Genomic DNA, 17505 nt, shown 5'->3' with positions numbered 1-17505 from the left:
CCCGGCCTCTCAACCAGCCCCGCCGGGCTCGCCTCTTCCCGCCAGCCTCATCCGGCCCCGACGGCCCGGCGCCGGCCGGCTTCATCCCACCCTGGCCCCTCGACCACCGCCGCCGGGCTCGCCTCTCCCCGCCAGCAGCCTCATCCGACCCCGACTGCCCGGCGCCAGCCGGCTTCCACCTCCGGCCCCTCAACCACCCACGCCGGGCTCACCTCCCCCGCCAGCCTCACCCGACCCCGACGACCGGCCCCGGCCAACCTCACCCCACCCCGGCCCCGCTCCGGATCACCCGCCCGTACTGCTCCCGTACCTCCCGGTACCGCAGCAGCTCCGCCGCCACCGGATCGAGCACCCGGGCCCGGCCGCAGCTCGAGGCCGCCTCCCGCAGCCGCCGTTCCGCCTCCATGCCGTACCGGCGGGCCGGCCCCCGCGCCGCCATCCGGCAGCCCCACTCCACGAGCGGCCCGCCGACGATCCCGCACACCATCAGCAGCACCGGCACGCCCAGGTTGGGCGCCATGGCCCCGGCGATCTGGCCCACCAGCCACAGGCCGCCCACGATCTGCAGCAGGGTCATGGCCGCCTGGACCAGCACGGCCACCGGCCACCACCCCGGGCGGGGCGGCCTGCCCGGCGGCATCCCGGCCCGCGCCGCCAGCTCGTCCAGCGTCTCGGACAGCCCCTGGGAGCCGCGTACGGCCGCCTCGCGCACCGCCGCCGCCCACGGCGTCGGCAGACCCGCCGAGGCGCGGTCGGCGACCGTACGGACCGCCTGTTCGACCCGCTGGCGGGCCGTGGCCTCCTCGTCCGTCTGGGCGCGCACCCGGACCCGCCCCGTCGTCGGTCCGCCACGGTCCTGGTACCAGCGCCACAGCCGCAGCCAGGGCGTGCCGCAGGCGCGGTTGGCATTGCGCATCCAGGCGCGTTCGGCGGCCTCGCCGGCCGCGGTGGCGCCCACGGCGGCCGCGAGCCGGGCGGCGAACTCCTCCCGCGCCTCCTCGCTGAGGCCGACGCGCCGGCCGGTGGCGTAGACGGGCCGCAGCTGCTCCGCCGCGGCGTCCACGTCGGCCTCGACCCGGCGGGCCGCCGCACCGCGCTCCGTCACGAACTCGCCGAGCGACTCGCGCAGTTCGGCGACGCCGTCGCCGGTGAGTGCGGACAGCGCGAGCACGGTGGCGCCCGGTTCGCCGTACTCGCCGAGCGCGACGCCGTCCTCGTCGAGCAGTCGGCGCAGATCGTCCAGGACCTGGTCGGCGGCCTCCCCGGGCAGCCGGTCGATCTGGTTGAGGACGACGAACATGACCTCCGCGTGGCCGGCCATGGGCCGCAGATAGCGCTCGTGCAGTACGGCGTCCGCGTACTTCTCGGGGTCGACCACCCAGATGACCGCGTCGACCAGCTTCAGGATCCGGTCGACCTGCGTACGGTGCTCCACGGCCGCCGAGTCGTGGTCGGGCAGGTCGATCAGGACCAGCCCACGCAGCTGCCCCTCGGCCTCCGCGCTCTGCACCGGGCGCCGGCGCAGTCGCCCTGGGATGCCGAGCCGGTCGATGAGACTCGCCGCGCCGTCGCTCCAACTGCACGCGATCGGCGCCGCGGTGGTCGGGCGCCGTACACCGGTCTCCGAAATGGCCACTCCGGCGAGCGCGTTGAACAGCTGAGACTTTCCGCTGCCGGTAGCACCCGCGATGGCGACGACGGTGTGCCGCCCGGAGAGCTTGCGGCGGGCAGTCGCCTCGTCCAGGACCCGGCCCGCCTCGGCAAGGGTGCGGGTGTCCAGGCGGGTGCGGGAGAGGCCGACGAGTTCACGCAGGGCGTCGAGACGGGAGCGCAGGGGGCCGTCGTACGCCAGGGGTGCGGGGGTGTAGCTGCCCGCGCCGCGCGAGGGGGTCTCCAGTACGGAGGCGCGCTCGGCGGCGAGGGCGGCGGCGGTGCTCTCGGTCACGCGGCGTGCGATGAGCCCGTCGTCCCAGGCGTCGGCGGGGTCGGGGTCGGAGTCGGGGTCCGCGTCGGAGGCAGGGCCGGGGCCGGGGGTTTCGGCATCCTTGGGGCCGGTGCGCTGTCCACTGTCGGCATCGGCATCGACACCGGCTCCGGAGGTCTTCACGCGCGCGTGCGGCTCCCCGTCTCCGTCCCCGTCCCCGTCCCCGTTCGGCTCGGGTACGCGCGCGTGGGGCTCACTCTCCTTGCGCTCCTGGGGAACCCACGCGTGCCACTCGCTCTCCCCGCGCTTCTCCAGTACGCGCGCGTGCAGCTCGCCGTCCGTATCGGCGTCCCGTTCCGCGGCGCCGGCCTCTGCTACGGCTTCGGCGTCCGTGTCGGTTGCCTCGGCACGGTGCCCCTCCGGGCCCGGGCCCTGTCCCGGAAGACCGTCCCCGGAGCGACCGTCCACCAGCGGGAGGCTGTCGCCGAGCGGAAGTCTGTCACCGTGCGGAAGGCCGTCGCCCAACTCGCCCTTGCCCCCGAGGCCGGGCTCCACTCCCCCGGCCCCCTCCGCGTGCTCCGAGTGCTCCGCGTACTCCATGTGTTCCATGCGATCCATGTGGTCCGTGTGGTCCGTGTGGTCGTGGTCAGTGACGGCGGTCACCGGTCACCTCTCCTTCTGCAGTACGGACAGCGCGGCGATGAGTTCGGCCTGGGGCTCGGCCTGGACGTCCAGGGCGTCGAGCGGGGCGAGGCGCCGCTCGCGTTCGGTGTGCATGACGCGGTCGACGTGTTCGGTCAGTAGGCGCCCGGCCCGGTCGCGCAGCCGCAGCGCGCCGTGGGCGCTGATCCGCTCGGCGAGCCCCTCGCCCGCGTTGCGCGCCCGGCGCCCGCCCAGCAGCACGGTGGCGACCAGGGCGGCGACGACCTCGGCGTCGGGGGCGATGCTGCGCTCGAGTTCCCGTACTTCGTCCTCGGCGTACTCCTCCAGCTCCCGCCGCCAGCGCCGTACGGCGATCCCGATGCGGTGCTCGGCGCTCTCCAGGCTGGGTTGCCGGTCGGCGAGCCCGGGGGCACCCGCGGCAGGCTCGCGCCGCCAGGCCTCGTCGACGCGCTCGTCGGCGGCGGTGACAGAGCACAGCAGCAGCGCGGCCAGGCTCTCCACGAGGGAGTCCAGCAGCTCGCCGGGGGTGCAGTCGAGGGGGAAGGCGCGCCAGCGCTTGAGGGCGTCCCCGGCGAGCACGGCCCCGGACTGCAGTCGGCCGCGCACGCGCGCGTGCTCGCTGTCGTACGCGCTGTCGACGGCGGAGGTGAGCCGGAGGGCGGCCGCGTACTGGGCGGCGGTGGCGCTGGCCAGCTCGGGCAGGCGCGACGTCAGCGAGTCGAGGAGGCCGTGCGCCGTGCGGGCCATGACGTGCTGGCGGGCCGTGGAGTCCTGGGCGTGGTGGACGAGCCAGGTCCGCAGGGCCGCCACGGCGGTGGCGGGGAGCAGGCCGCCGCCCCAGGCCGATTCGGGCAGCTCGGGCACGGTGAAGCGGGGTACGTCGCCGAGACCGGCCTTGGTGAGCAGGGCGCCGTACTGGCGGGAGACCTCGGAGACGACCTGGTGGGGCACGCGGTCGAGGACGGTCACCAGGGTGGCGCCGTACTCCTTGGCGGTGCGCAGCAGATGCCAGGGGACGGCGTCGGCGTAGCGGGCGGCGGTGGTGACCATGACCCAGACGTCGGCGGCGCAGATCAGCTGGGCGGCCAGGACGCGGTTGTCGGCGACCAGGGAGTCGATGTCGGGGGCGTCGAGCAGGGCGAACCCGCGCGGGAGGGTGTCGGCGGTCTCGACGCGCAGCACGCGCGCGTGGTCCCTGCCGGAGGACAGGAGGTCGTCACCCGGCTCCTGGTCAGGCACCCACACGCGGGTGAGGTCGGGGAGGACGCGCATGGCGCTGAACCAATGATGGTCCTCCGGATGGCATACCAGCACCGGTGTGCGGGTCGTCGGCCGCAGCACGCCCGCCTCGCTGACCCGGCGCCCCACAAGGGAGTTCACGAGAGTCGACTTGCCGGCCCCGGTGGAACCGCCGACGACGGCCAGCAGGGGCGCCTCGGGCTCCCGCAGCCGGGGCAGCAGGTAGTCGTCGAGCTGCGCCAGTAGTTCGTCGCGGTTCGCACGCGCGCGTGGGGCCCCCGCCAGGGGCAGCGGAAAGCGTGCGGCGGCGACACGGTCGCGCAGCGCGGAGAGTGTGTCGAGCAGCTGAGGCCGTACGTCCAAGGTCACCACATGCGAAGAATGCCCAATTTTAGGGGAATTCTGAAGCATATGGACATCTCAGCGCGCCGATGGAACACATCGGATGTAAGGGATGACTGGGACACGGGCACAGTCCAGGCATAACGAGTGCACAACACCCTGTGCGTCACGGGCCAAAAGCGGTGCACGATTCGTACCTGCCTGCGATTATCAGGACCGCTTCACCGAACCTCCACATCGAGCCACGGAGGCGAAGCAACCGGGTCAAGGAACGGGGAGCTTTATCCTTGTCCCGCACCAGGCCCCCGTAGCTCAGTGGATAGAGCAGGCGCCTTCTAAGCGCTTGGCCGCAGGTTCGAGTCCTGCCGGGGGCGCCCCCTCTCCGCCCTCCTTCGGGAGGGCGTTTTTGCTGGTCAGAGTAGGTGCACCCGCACTCAGACAAGCGCCGGACCCTCCCCCGATGATCGCGGGGAGGGTCCGGCGCTGTCCGGCTGCCACCGGGTTTCTGCGGGTGGCTGCGGTGAATACGCGGGGAAGTTTGCAGCGCGCACGTCTGCGGCGGCCTGAGTCCGCTGGCCCTGGGTAGCAACGAGCCAGGCTGGAAGCACGTCGGGCCCATGGGTCCCATAGAGCAAAATCGCTTCATGGATCCCACGACCAAAGGCGCGATCATCGGCGCTTGCGCGACCGCTATCGGTGCCGTGATCGCTTGGCTGGGCGCTCGCGCTCAAGCGAAGGCGGCCCTGAAGGCGGTGCAGGTCCAGGTCAGAGCCCAGCGAATGGACGGGCTTTGGCAGATGCGCCGCGCTGCCTATGCCGACTTTCTGGACACCATCGAAGCCATACGCACCCAGATTGGCCTCACCATCGGGCACGCCAATCACCAGGGCGGGGGGTCCAGTGCTGCCGAACTCCTCGACGCCCGCGAGCGCCTGTTGGGCTCTACATCGGACATGTACCACAAATGCACGCTTCTCAGCCTGTCTGTCACTGCTGCTGAGGCTGCCAGCGCGCGACGCTTCACCAACACGGTCGATGGTGTGATCAGGGATCTGGATGCCTGGATCGTTGCCGTCGGCAGCGGCAGCGCGGAGCAGGCAGAACTCAGTCAGAGACTGGACCGCGGACTGCGTAGCCTCCGCGACACGATCGATCGTTTCATCGAAGATGGGCGCAGCTACCTTCAGACAGTTCACGACCTGACGGCAGGTACGGGGATGGGTCGCCTCACAGGATCTAACCCCAGCCGCTGACCCCGCCAACCTTCGTGGAGCCTCCCACCTGAGCCGGTGGGGGCTCCACGATTCCAGCTCAGGCCAAGGTTTTGGGCAGATCTCCCCAGTTCTCGATCCGCTGCTTCAGATCTCGGAGCTGTCCCGAAGTGCAGCGAGCGTAGATGGCCAGCAGGACAGGGACACTGTTCCCAGCCCACTCGGCCACCTGGGCAGGGGGCACTCCGGCGTTGAGCCAGTTCGTCAGGCAGGTGTGCCGCAAGTCGTACACCCGCTTGCCCAGCGGCGACGCGAACTCCTCCGCGGTGAGCACTTCCGCGCGAGCCCTCCGCCATGCCCGCCGGATAACCGAGCCCGCGAGCATGCCACCCTTCTCGCCCTGGAACAGAAGATCCCCCGGCTTCAGGCTCTCCGCCTTCATGTGCTCGCGCAGGATCCGCGTCAGCGACGGGTGCCCCGGCACGACGCGCGTGTCGTCCGAGGCGCGTCCCTTCAGCCCGCGCTCTTCGTGGATCTCGCCGTCATCCGTCCAGTTCTTCCCGACCTCTGGCTGAGCCGTGTGGAACAACAGCTCACACCACTGGTCTTCGGCGTCCTCATCAGGCAAACGAACGTCCGCAACGTCCATAGCCACAACCTCCTCCGGACGCGGCCCGGCGTAGTACATCGTGGCGAAGAAGGCGTACAGCCGCCTACCACCGCGAGGACGCCGGCGCACCCACCCCAGCAGGCGCGCCGCCTGCTCCGGGTTGAGGAGAGACCGCTTGTCGACCGCGGACGACGTCTTGGGCACCGCCCCTCTCCCCTTCGGCAGGGGATTCGCTCGCAGGATCCGGTGCTTGACGGCGTACTCCATGGCCACGTTTAGGATCCGCCGGTTGCGCTTGACGGAGCTTGCCGCGGCGCGCGTGCCGTCCAACTTCGAGCCGACGGCCCGAAGTACCTCATCGACCTTGGCGGGGTCCTCCCATGCGGCCATGGTCAGTGCGTTGCGCTCCACCCACTTCAAGATGGCGGCCACCTCGGGTGGAGCGTCTTCCCGGCGCCGTGTGTTGAACGCGAACTCGCGCAACGCCGTGCGCACGTCGACCGGCCGGAACGTGGTCGGCGATGTGCGCAGCAGGGCAACGGTGGTCGCCATGAGCGCCTTGGCTGTGTTCTTGCGGTTGTTCCCGCCAGTCCGGTCCCACTGAGCATCCGCGAACTGGACCGCGAAGTCGTACCAGTTCACCGCGCTCGCCCCGGACTGGTGCGAGACCGGGCGCCCCGTGGCGAGGCTGAATGCCTCGCCACGGCGCGTGGCACTAACCAGCTCGGAGCGGAAGGCGTCCGCGAGTGCCTTCGTGTCGAACGGTGCTCGCCACTCCTTGCCGTCCAGGGGTCTGCTGCACGATCGGGTGACATCTGAACTGGCTTGCCCTGTGGGGCGGGTGGGAAGGATGTCGCTGTGCCCAAGCCTTATCCGGAAGAGTTCCGCGAGGACGTCGTACGGGTCGCAAGGAACCGCGGACCGGGCGTGACGGTCGAGCAGGTGGCCGCCGACTTCGGAGTGCACGCGATGACGCTGTGGAAATGGATGCGTCGCGCGGACATCGACGACGGGACAAGGCCCGGAACGACCAGCCAGGACAACGCGGAACTACGGGAAGCGCGTCGGCGGATCAAGCTGCTGGAGCAGGAGAACGAGGTCCTGCGCCGGGCCGCGGCCTACCTGTCGCAGGCACATCTGCCGGGAAAAGGATCTACCCGCTCGTGAAGGAGCTGGCCACGGGTGGAATTCCCGTCACGGTCACGTGCCGGGCCCTGAAGCTTGCCCGCCAGCCCTACTACCGCTGGCTCGACCGGCCGGTGACCGATGCCGTGCTGGAGGAGGCCTACCGCGCGAACGCCTTGTTCGACGCCCACCGCGAGGATCCGGAGTTCGGCTACCGCTTCCTGGCCGACGAGGCCCGCGACGCGGGTTCGGTCATGGCCGACCGGACCGCGTGGCGGATCTGCCGGGACAACCGCTGGTGGAGCGTGTTCGGCAAGAAGCGCGGCAGGACCAAGAAAGCCGGTCCGCCGGTGCACGACGACCTGGTCCGCCGTGACTTCACCGCGGATGGCCCCAACCGCCTGTGGCTCGCCGACATCACCGAACACGCCACTGCCGAAGGCAAGTTGTATCTCTGTGCGATCAAGGACGTCTTCAGCAAGAGGATCGTCGGCTACTCCATCGACGCACGGATGAAGTCCCGCCTCGCCGTGACCGCGCTGAACAACGCTGTCGCCCAGCGTGAGAATGTCGCCGGGTGCATTCTGCACAGCGATCGCGGATCGCAGTTCCGGTCACGGAAATTCGTGCGGGCGCTCGACGGCCACCAGATGGCCGGTTCGATAGGGAGAGTCGGGGCAGCCGGCGACAACGCGGCCATGGAGTCCTTCTTCAGCCTGCTGCAGAAGAACGTTCTCGACCGCCGTTCGTGGGCCACCCGCCAGGAACTGCGGATCGCGATCGTGACCTGGATCGAGAGGACCTACCACCGGCGCCGGAGACAAGCCTCGCTCGGCCGGCTGACCCCCGTCGAATTCGAAACCGTCATGACCACACCGGCCCTCCAGGCCGCGTGATCGAACCTGTCACCCAAACCTGCAGCAGACCCCCTGGCCCGATGAGCAGGTGGTCGAGGTCCACTTCCCGGGGCAGCGGGACAGAGTGCAGTACCCGCCACCCTTGAGGCCGAAGTCGATCGAGTTCGGCTCCCACACGTCGCTCCCCAGCCAAGCCCTTACGCCACGAGTCCCCTGCAGCGGGACGCCGGAGAAGCCGGGCCCACAGCCCGCGTCGGAAGTCCTGCGCTCTCTGTCGCGAGCCGCTCCTGCAACACCTTCCCGGGAGGGTTCTCCGCGTGGTCGTCGTCGGCACGCAGCGGCGGCAGCAGCCCAGAGGCCTGGCTGGGAGACATCGGCCCGCGTGCCGGCGTGTGCTCCAGGCTGACTAAGTGCCGCTGCAGCGTGGCGATCACAGCCTCCTCGTACTGCCTGAGCAGAACAGTGATCCGGCCTGTCTTGCAGTCAGCCCAGCCAACGGCTGTGCCATCGGGAAGATTGGCGTACAGACGGTCGCGACCGTGCCTCTTCCAGCGTGTGACTGTCAGCTCGACCATGGTCCCCCCAGAGACTCGTCAGCATCGATACCGCCATGCCAACAGCGGGAGCGTCCGGCCACAAGAACGCGATCGGGATAGAACTTTCCCTACTTCATCAAGTGCGGCTCGCTCCGCTCCCCGCGCGCGGCCCGGCCCCCGGCCGGGCCTGCGCTCATGTCTCCGCCCCGCTCCAGCCCGGCCGGTGCCCGTGCCGCGCGCACAGCAATCAGCCACCTCATGCCAGAGAAGGGGTACGTCGTGGCTGAGGCGGTCGGCTCCACGGCTTTATGGAGCCACTTTGGCGCGAGCCTCGAAGATCATGGCCCCAACGTCGTGCTTTACCAGGCAGGTCCACTACCTGCCCGACACGCCGGAAGCTTACGGGGCCATGATCACTCGCGCCAAAGCAGCGCCACCCCAAAGCCACTCCACCGACCTCAATCGGCACGCCGCGGATGAAATTTGGAAAGGATATTGACCCCGCAATAAAACCGGACAGTCGAGCGTCGATTGTTCGAGCTCTAAGGCTTGGCCGCCACGATGGCCCGCTGGCCGTCTCTCTCTTGAGCCCCTAAGCTTGTAGCAGCAAGGAGTCATGCAAGTCGTTACTTCGAAGGCTGAGGAATCGACTGGCAAGGATGTCACACCCCGCGAGAGCGAGGGAGTATGCCATGGGCTGGATGCTGAGATATGAAAGATGGAGTCAAACAAACCCGACTCTCACCGTACCCGCCGAGGCCGTTCAGGCATATCTGATTGAATATCAGCAGTGCATGGAAAGCTATCGACACACGTACGCCACCATCTGGCAGGCTGGCGGGCTGTTTGTTGCGATCAGCGCGGGCGTGTTAGCTCTGGGTAAGGGCAGCTATATTGTAGCCCTTGCCCCTATCCCTATTGCCTTCTGGTATTTTGGGATATTCCTTCCCATGAACAGGTATGGCGAGATTCGGAACGCCCGCCTCGTTGACATTGAGAAGAAACTGAACGAGACCGTACCAGGCCTCAAAATGGAGCATTACGGGCGCCTCAGTAAGTTTCGATCCGAAAAACGTCTACGTGTTTCCCGGGCTGTCGCCATCTTTGTGGCGGCCATGGTTGCGGGCGAGCTTGCTTACCTAGCCTTGCTGATCCGGTGACCCGACCGGGGATGCGGTCGAAGAGCCACTGTACAATTCTGGCGTGAACGAGGAAAAGCTAACCACTCCCCTGCTCATCTATATGGCCTGCCCGAGCAGGATGGCGAACCAAGCAGATAAGTTCCAGAACCTTGTAGTCGAGCAGGGGCACGCGCCGCTCAACCCGTTCAGAGCATTGCCCTATGCACTTTTCGAGGGCGGCCTTCCAGGCCGCAAACAGACCCTTGAGTGGTGTTGTCGACTCATCGACGTCTGTGACCAGATGTGGCTCTTCGGGATCTCCGCCGGCACGCTCCTTGAGGTACAGCACCTCCTTGACCGGGGGCGCCGAAAAGATCTCCGCGACTTCACCCACATCTACGATGACGAGGTCGATACGCGCCGGTTCGAGTTGGACCGGATACTCAGTTCGTCTTGACTCACCAAGAGAGTGAGGCCCTCTCACGGTCATCTCTAGTGCGTGGTGAGGACAAGTACTGCTCAGGCCATGTCGCTGTTTTAGTTCAGGCTGAGCATGAGGTGCTTGAGCACGCCCGATCCACGAGTGGCAGCGGCCACGGATGCCGTGGGCTACCCGCGGTCGGGGAATCAGCCGTGCCAGAACGTGCGGGGAACCACGGGGAACACCGGGGAACCAGAGGACCGCCCCTCGGGTGCCGGCAATCCGCCGATGCAGGTCAGCCCAGCAGCAAACCCTCGATCACCTCAGCTTCCCAAGCTGAGAGCTTTGCGAAGCGATCAACTCTGTTCCGTCCCCACGGCCCGGCCGGCGCGGCTTGCTCCCGTCGACGGCAGTGCAGCGTGGTCGAGGCCGGTGGGGGTGCAGCGAGACACACGCGCGCCTGGTCGGTCGGTGCACCCGCCGTCGTGGCTGGCTGTCGTCGGCTGAGGCTCATGCGGCTCGTATCGGAGGTGTCCGTCGTCGGTCAACCAGCCGGTCCGTGATGATCAGCTCTGGGCCGTCTCTGGGCCGTGCGAGGGCGCCCGAGGCCGACCAACAGCGACCGACAATGACAGATGTCCCGCCGTCGCCAGCGATGAAAGCCCAGGTCAGAGCCCTCAGGCCTAACGGGTTTCCATCCAGGGCTAGCGGTCAGGCAAGATGGGGTGTTTCTCGCCAAACCCCGGAGCTGTAGCGCTCCGCCCATCGAGTGATTGTGGAGCGCTGTGCTAGCCCTGTACGTTCCCGCTCGCGGATGAACGTAGCTCAGGGGGCAGGATGTCTGCATATGGTCGGGCGGACAGTGAATGGGACGAGCTGGTAGATGCCGGGCGTGCCTTCCTAGTAGAGCGAGCGAAGTTGGGCAAGCTCACCACGTACACCGAGCTCAGCGTGACTCTAGCCAGACGAACGGGCTGCCGCCCCTTCGACTTCGAGCGCGCTGACGAGCGGGCCTCGGTGGGGCATTTGCTCGGACTGATCGTGGAGCGAGATCCTGAGATCGATCCCTCGGACCCACCTCTCATGCTCTCGGCTCTCGTGAATTACTTGGGCGCCAACGACGCTGGCTCCGGTTTCTATCAGTTGGCCAAGGAACTGCAACTGCTTCCCATGAGCGCGTCAGCGGACGAGAAGTTCGGCTTCTGGGTTAAGCAAGTGAAGCGACTCTACGAACGCCATGGAGCCGGTCCAGCAGTGGCCTGAGACCGAAGCAGTCAGACCAGGCCCGACGAGCCCGTAGTAGCCGGTTTCGCCGCGCGGCAGGACGGTGAACCCGGCAGGGATGACGTGGGCGGTAAGCCAGTCCTGCCCGCAGCCGCAGTGCATGGCGTGGTAGCAGGACCACTTGCTGTCCAGCGGCTCGTCCTCTAGCCGATCGCCGTAGTGCTTCGGATCTCTCGCGAACCCAGACACGGCCCGTAGTCTCCCACCATCCCCGGCACCGCCCGGCGCGGACAGCGCTCCCGTGGTGCAGGTGTGTGCGTCGGACGGCACCGGGGCCGTGTGTGGCTTGGGCTGGTCAGGTCAGGGGCCAGCAAGGACAACGGCGATGCTCAGGCACGCCAGAGTTCACTTAGCGGGGCGCTAAAGACCTTAGCCGCCCCCTGGGCTGCCCGCGGCGTGGGCGCGGGCCGAGCAGCGACCGGCGGTACGCGGCTAGCCGGATGGTGCCCCACAACGTATGGGGCAGCACAGACAGGGTGACCGGACTTCGCTGGTGCGCGCGCCCTCGCCCGGGCAAGTCGACCGCTGGAGTTCGGCCACCAACTTGATAGTCCGTCTGCATCTGCCGCCTACCCCGTTACGATGTGCGACACGGTTTGCGGCATGTGACACGGACAAGGCAATCGGCGGTCTCTGTCGTGAATCGTGCGAGGCAATGCAGCACAGGTGTGCGCCAGACAGGGACCTCAGCGCCCCGGATTGCGCCTGGCGACAGTACGTCCGTCACTGGGGGTGCGGGCGGGGATGCGTAGGGTGGGAAGTGCGGACTGACTTCGGAGACCTTGTCGTTGACCAGGCCATCGTGCACGAGGTGCCTCAGCGCGCCAAAGACGAGGAATCCCTTCCCCTCAAGCTCAGCGAGACGGTATGCCGATTCGACGATGACGTGCGTACAGCTCTGCAGTCGAAGCTCCGTGACGTGCTCGACCGCCTGGGACGCGAGGTCGTGGAGGACCCGGAGCTGAAGTCGCCCCTGCCAGACGCTGTTCGGGCCTTTCTGAGTGGTGAACAGGATCTCGTGCAGGTCTCCGGTGAGCTCGCTCATGCACTGCGTGACAGCCAGACGGGGAAGAGCCCGGCAGGCCTACTCCTGGTCGCCGCTGCCCGCCTGGACGGTCACCCAGCTCTTCTGATGGTCAAGCTGGAGCAGGAAACCGGCATGCAGGCGAACGGGATTCTCGCCGACGGGCTGCGGACCTTTGACATGCAGTATTTCGCCAACCTCTTGTTCACCGAGAAGTCGAAGGTGTACAAGGTGGCCCTCTTCTCCGAAGAGGGGGTCACCGAGCCAAGGCTCCAGGGCTGGGCCGCCGACCCCCAGACATCGGGCAAGGACGTGGCCCGCTTCTTCCTCGAGAAGTTCCTCGGCTGCCGGCACCAGAACGACCCCAGGGAACTCACACGCCGCTTCCATGACACGGCCATGGATTGGGTCAACACCCGCTTCGCCAGCTCCGATGTGCGTGTCGACTATGTCATGGCCGTCATGGTTGAGCTTCAGAGCGCTGCTCCGACACTGGACCCCAACGCCTTCATCCAAACACATCTGCAGGAAGCGCACCGCGACGACTTCGCCGGGTTCCTGGCGGAGAACGACGTACCGATCCGTGCCTTCGACAAGAACACCGATCTCATCGGCAACCGGATGGAGAAGGTGCGGGTGGACCTGTCCAACGGGGCCTTCCTCGTCGCGCCGCTAGAGGCCGTGAGGGACGGCTCAGTGACCGTGGAGGATCTCGGGGACGGCCGGACCACAGTCACCGTCACCGCCACCCTCGACAAAGCCAGCAGCGGTGCCGCGGCGGGCCGCCGGCCCAAACCTGTCAACCGTGCGGAAGACCCCGTTTCTCGGGCAGAGATGATTCCGGGGCTTGAGGGGGTCCTCCCTGTGCCAGCCCAAGCGATGCAGACGAACATGGGCACCGAGCAGTCATCGGCATAGGCATGGGCATCAGCGACGGCATCTTCCTGGCCTACCCGGCGGAGTCCACATGTCTCTGAGTGTCGAGGAGGCCTTCCAGCGCTACCAGCGGGAGCGGCCGCGGATCGAAGAGGCAGTCGAGGCGACGAAGACCCACCTCGAGGAGCACCTTGCTCGTCGGCGGGTTACCTGTCAGGTGACCGCCCGAGCCAAGGAGGTCAGCAGCTTCCAAACGAAGGTGTACCGCAAGAACTACACCGACCCGTGGAAGCAGATCACCGACAAGGCTGGCGTGCGTGTCGTCGTGCCCCATGGAGGTCTCCTCGACCCTGCCCTGGACGAGATCAAACGTTGTCTCGACGTCGTCGAGGTACAGGACGACCGCCACACACCCGGTCATGAGGACCGTCTGCGCTATCCACGCCTTCACATCCAGGCCATCATGGTCGGGAACGAGGCGGACCCCGACGGTACGCCCTACGAGTGCGAGATCCAACTACGTACCGAGGCGGTCGACCTGTGGTCGCGTATGTCTCACAAGCTTCTCTACAAGCCCGGTGCCGCACCTCCAGCCGATGTCAGTCGTTCGCTGTACCGTCTGATCGCTCTGGTCGAACTGTTCGACCTCGAGGTTGAACGGGGGGTAGAAGCCATGGCGCAGCACCCCGAACTCGCCCGCAGTAACCAGCTCCTCGACGTGGTCGAGCAGGTCTACCGCACCTTCACCGACCACCCATTCAGCACAGAGCTGTCCTACAACGTCATCGACGTCCTGTCGCGGACCATTGATGACCCCGACGGCTACAGAGAACACCTGACCCAGTTCGCCGAACGCTTCCGCGACAGAATTGAACGGGCCTACACCGACTACGGGCCCAACAGTGCTCACTTTCTGAGGCACGGTCGCTACCTGCTGGCCAGCCAACCGGAGAGTCTGATCATTTTTGAACGGCTGTCCAACAATGCTCGCTACCGTCTTCGCAGTGCCTGGGACACTGGCGAGCTACCAGACAACATGCTCACCGACATGGCACAGGTTTGGGGGGTCGCCCTATGACGAACTCAACGCAGCCGGAATCTCCTGCGCTGGTCGCAGCCACTGCTATGTTCGTTGAGGTCCTCGTGATCGGCATCGGAGGTCTCACCGCGGCAGTACTTGTGCTGATTGCCCTCATCGGGCCGGCAGCAACAGCCAAACTTGCGCCCGTAGCTGGCTCGTCAGCGGCCACGGGAGTGGCACTCGCCGCAGCCTACGCTCTTGGCATCCTTCTCGACCGAGCTGCGGACACGATTCTCACCCCGTACCGCCGCCGCCTGCGCAGTCGCTTCTTTCCCACCAACAGTGCCTACGCCGCGGCGCGGCTACAGCTGGCCGCCTTCCCCGTCCTGGTCGCCCGAGCCGACTACGCGCGCTCCCGCATGCGCATCTGCCGCGGCTGGCTCTTCAACTGCCTTGCTCTGGCTCTGACTGCAGACTTGGCCATGCTGCGTTACTCCTTCGACCACCGCCTGCTCACTCTCTGCACTGCCACAGTGCTCGGCATCGTGATCGCCTACGGCTTCTTCCGCGCATGGCGCGCCCTGACCGTGACCGGTTACCGCAAGCTCGCCGAACAGACCGCAACAAGCCCGACCAGCCCGTCGCTGCCCGCCCAGCCCGGTTCCGTATCACCGTCAGAAGTCCAGTGAGCAAGCTTTCTCGCGCGACAGCCCAGCTGCATCGCTGGGACGACCTAAGGGGGAGGCTATGACGCAGTGGGAGCTGGGGTTGGTCGGCCCCGCGCAGAGCGACGATCTGTACCACTTCGCCGGCCGCAACGGGGACAGGCCCCAGTGCGTGCCTGAGGAGATACGGCAGATGACCGGGCAGCAACGGCTGGAGCGGATCCTGCACGAGGAGCGTATTCGGGCCTTCGCCCCGTTCGGCACGACGACTGCGTGCGTGTGCTTCTCGGAGAGCCCGCCGAACCATCTCGGCCATCTCATTCAGACGGGCCGCTTCTCGCCCTGGGGCATCGTCACCAGCCGCGCCACCCTATTGAAACTCGAAGGCGGCGCCGTCGCGTATGTGCCTGACGCCGGCTACGCCCGGTTTAAGAGATGCGGACTGGAGCACTGGGCCGTGCGCACGGGAACGGCTCAGCGTGGATGCACGAGCGGGAGTGGCGCCTGCCCTCCTCGGAGGGAGGACGCCCAATTGGCGCGGTGCGCGCGATCTTGGTGGGCGACGCCTCGTGGCGACTTGCCCCGGTGATCACGGAGTGGCACAACGGCCTGAATGGGGAGCGACTGCTCGGCCCAGACGGGGACCCGTTTACCCAGCCGGTGGAAGAGCTGCCCTGCCTGTGGAGGGAGTCGGAGGTGTGGGTGTGGAGCGCTGCTGATGAGCAGCTGGTGAAGTACCCGCCCGGAGCATTGTGTTGACGGGCTAGGCTGCCGTACCCCAGGTCCACGGCAGCCCACCAAGCGGAAGGATGATGCCCGGCGGACTTGTCGGACGCTGTGGCGGTGTGCCGGTCGACATGTCTGGTGGGGCTGGGCTGACCGGCCGGGCAAGCCGCTGGAGATCTGCCTCTTCCCAAAGCTGTTCCGCTGACGTCCACGAGTGACATCAACGGCAGCTTTCAAAGCGGTGCTCATCCCGGGCCGTCTCTGGGCCGTCCGAGGCCACCCGACACCAACCAACAACGACAGAAGCCCACGGCTCTGAGCAGCTCAGAGCCGTGGGCTTCGTCAGTCCCGCTGGTCGGCGGGACCGGTGATCAGTAGACCGGCTACTAACCACACCTCAGTTGTGGTCAGGTCATCGAGTCGTGCCACGAGGGTCGCTGAACGAGGGGGGCCGGGAAGCACAGCAACGAATCCCAGGCCGAAACGAGATCAGCCCCTGGCCAAACTTGCTGGTCAGGGGCCGACTCCACTTGCGTGGCGGCGCCAGGATTTCGCACCTCGGTACGCCTAGCCGACGGATCTCAATCCTTTCGCGAGAGCGAAGCTAGAACCGTCCGCGGATCTGCTTACCCGTGTCGCTCTCCGGGTGGTTCAGCGCGTCGTAGACCTTGTGGCCGGAGTCACGGGCGCCGCCAGCCCAGGAGACGCCCCGGTCGGTCACCTTGGCCGCGACACCGCTCCAGTACTTCGCCTCCCGCTCCCACTGGATACCCTCCAGCAGGCGCTCCAGGGTGAGGCCCTCGGGCAGCGGGTCCGCGCTCCAGGACATGGCGCGGTTCATGGTCGCGCCGAGGCCGGCCACGACGGCGGGGGCGGTGATGGCAGTCTTGGCATGGAAGAGCGCGGCGTTCTCCTGGAGAAACGCGCCCACCATCTCCATGACCTCGCGCTGGACGACGGCCTTGTCCGGACGGTCGCCGCTCTTGTTGGCGGGGATGTCCTCGTGCTCGATGCTGGTCGACGCGGCGTGGATACCGGCCTTGCCGAGCATTGCCGTGGCGACGAGGGTCCGCAGGACCGACATCGTCATCCACTCCACGGCCTTGTCCGAGACCTGGCGCTTGCCCGTGAGAATCAGGCTGGACAGCGGAACCGTGGTCTCACCGAGCGGCACCTGCAGCGACTCCATCAGCTTGCGCGTCACGGTGGTGCCAAAGTCGCGGCCATCCATGGACATGGCCAAGGACTTGTCGACCGGAACGCCCTTCAGGTTGCGGTCGTGGAAGATCTGGCGGGCGGCCATGACGCTGATGCCGTGGAAGATCTCGAACGACAGCGGGATCGCGCCGAAGTCGAAGTCCGCCAGGTCGTACGCCGCCGGGTTCCTCTTGATCCGGTGCCAGGCGGTGACCTGAGTTTCGCTGTCGAGAGCGTAGAGGCCATCCTTGATCGGCAGGGCCGACGAGCCATCCTCAGAGATGACCAGCGGGCGCGGCGACCACAGGGTGATCTGCGGCAGCGACCAAGCGTTGTCGAAGTCCCCTCGCAGACCGGCCGCAATGTAGTCGGCGTACTCGCCGACGTTTTTGGCCTTCTTGCTGCTCGCAGTGCCGATGAGCCGCTGGATGTCGGCTCGCGTGCGGGCGTACTCACTGATCGGCTGTCCAGCCTTCTGGGCGCGCTTGGCGGCGTCCTCGACCTCCTGGGGGTCGTTGACGATCGCCAGCAGGTTCTCGCAGTCGATGACGCCGTTCGCCATGACCCCCTTGCGGATCTCCCGGAGGTCGACAGGCAGGCCGGTGGTCACCGGCCTCAAGGACGTGGTGATGCTCAAGATCCCTCCCCTTCACGGGCGTCACC

At 67.3% G+C, this 17505-nt stretch carries 14 protein-coding genes and 1 tRNA gene; 10 read left to right on the top strand and 5 right to left on the bottom strand.

The features are described 5' to 3' along the window. Positions 1-259 precede the first annotated feature (259 nt). Both BEK98_RS01955 and BEK98_RS01950 read right to left on the bottom strand, forming a co-directional pair. The gene (locus BEK98_RS01955) at positions 260-2587 is read right to left on the bottom strand and encodes a YfjP family GTPase (protein WP_107428247.1); all 2328 of its coding nucleotides are present in this window, start codon (positions 2585-2587) and stop codon (positions 260-262) included. 3 nt (positions 2588-2590) lie between these two features. Continuing rightward, positions 2591-4198, bottom strand: coding sequence for a dynamin family protein (locus tag BEK98_RS01950; RefSeq protein WP_094214567.1), 1608 nt, complete (start codon positions 4196-4198; stop codon positions 2591-2593). Positions 4199-4469: 271 nt separating this feature from the next. Here BEK98_RS01950 and BEK98_RS01945 point away from each other — a divergent pair. Together BEK98_RS01945 and BEK98_RS01940 are read left to right on the top strand one after the other, a co-directional pair. Further along, a tRNA-Arg gene (locus tag BEK98_RS01945) sits at positions 4470-4542 on the top strand. Positions 4543-4812: 270 nt separating this feature from the next. Beyond that, entirely contained in the window at positions 4813-5421 is a 609-nt protein-coding gene (locus tag BEK98_RS01940) for a hypothetical protein (protein WP_143684066.1), read from the top strand. Positions 5422-5479: 58 nt separating this feature from the next. On the opposite strand, the gene BEK98_RS01935 is transcribed toward BEK98_RS01940, so the two are convergent. Continuing rightward, a complete protein-coding gene (locus BEK98_RS01935) occupies positions 5480-6631 on the bottom strand; it encodes a tyrosine-type recombinase/integrase (protein ID WP_244201712.1) in 1152 nt (383 codons plus the stop codon). 216 nt (positions 6632-6847) lie between these two features. Here BEK98_RS01935 and BEK98_RS01930 point away from each other — a divergent pair. Continuing rightward, a protein-coding gene (locus BEK98_RS01930; RefSeq protein ID WP_094214565.1) for an IS3 family transposase occupies positions 6848-8010 on the top strand; the annotation gives its coding sequence in 2 pieces (ribosomal slippage) (positions 6848-7132 and positions 7135-8010; 1161 coding nt in all). Here BEK98_RS01930 and BEK98_RS49795 read toward each other — a convergent pair. Next, positions 7979-8146 carry a nuclease-related domain-containing protein gene (locus BEK98_RS49795; RefSeq protein ID WP_244201711.1) on the bottom strand — a complete coding sequence of 56 codons (168 nt, stop codon included), beginning with the start codon at positions 8144-8146 and terminating at the stop codon, positions 7979-7981. The two genes, BEK98_RS01930 and BEK98_RS49795, sit on opposite strands and share 32 nt — an antisense overlap. Before the next feature lie 1053 nt (positions 8147-9199). On the opposite strand from BEK98_RS49795, the gene BEK98_RS01920 reads away from it, so the two are divergent. The 7 genes from BEK98_RS01920 to BEK98_RS01890 all read left to right on the top strand — a co-directional run bounded on the left by BEK98_RS01920 (position 9200) and on the right by BEK98_RS01890 (position 15508). Further along, positions 9200-9667, top strand: coding sequence for a hypothetical protein (locus BEK98_RS01920; protein ID WP_143684065.1), 468 nt, complete (start codon positions 9200-9202; stop codon positions 9665-9667). A gap of 43 nt (positions 9668-9710) precedes the next feature. After that, a complete protein-coding gene (locus tag BEK98_RS01915; protein ID WP_143684064.1) occupies positions 9711-10085 on the top strand; it encodes a hypothetical protein in 375 nt (124 codons plus the stop codon). 882 nt (positions 10086-10967) lie between these two features. Continuing rightward, positions 10968-11312, top strand: a complete 345-nt coding sequence (locus tag BEK98_RS01910) for a hypothetical protein (protein ID WP_244201710.1) — start codon at positions 10968-10970, stop codon at positions 11310-11312. 781 nt (positions 11313-12093) lie between these two features. Next, on the top strand, positions 12094-13275 hold the full coding sequence (locus tag BEK98_RS01905) for a nucleoid-associated protein (RefSeq protein ID WP_094214562.1): 1182 nt from the start codon (positions 12094-12096) through the stop codon (positions 13273-13275). Positions 13276-13324: 49 nt separating this feature from the next. Continuing rightward, positions 13325-14311 (top strand): nucleotidyltransferase family protein, encoded by a 987-nt coding sequence (locus BEK98_RS01900; RefSeq protein WP_094214561.1) that lies wholly within the window; start codon positions 13325-13327, stop codon positions 14309-14311. After that, on the top strand, positions 14308-14943 hold the full coding sequence (locus BEK98_RS01895; RefSeq protein ID WP_244201709.1) for a hypothetical protein: 636 nt from the start codon (positions 14308-14310) through the stop codon (positions 14941-14943). The genes BEK98_RS01900 and BEK98_RS01895 overlap by 4 nt, the downstream gene beginning before the upstream one ends. Before the next feature lie 58 nt (positions 14944-15001). Next, a complete protein-coding gene (locus BEK98_RS01890) occupies positions 15002-15508 on the top strand; it encodes a hypothetical protein (protein WP_094214559.1) in 507 nt (168 codons plus the stop codon). A gap of 741 nt (positions 15509-16249) precedes the next feature. Here BEK98_RS01890 and BEK98_RS01875 read toward each other — a convergent pair. Further along, positions 16250-17479 (bottom strand): DNA sulfur modification protein DndB, encoded by a 1230-nt coding sequence (locus tag BEK98_RS01875; RefSeq protein WP_244201708.1) that lies wholly within the window; start codon positions 17477-17479, stop codon positions 16250-16252. Positions 17480-17505 lie beyond the last annotated feature (26 nt).

Origin of the sequence: Streptomyces diastatochromogenes, from assembly GCF_002242805.1 — a bacterium.
GTDB classification, from domain to species: domain Bacteria; phylum Actinomycetota; class Actinomycetes; order Streptomycetales; family Streptomycetaceae; genus Streptomyces; species Streptomyces diastatochromogenes.
This window is presented reverse-complemented; position numbering and strand designations above follow the sequence as displayed.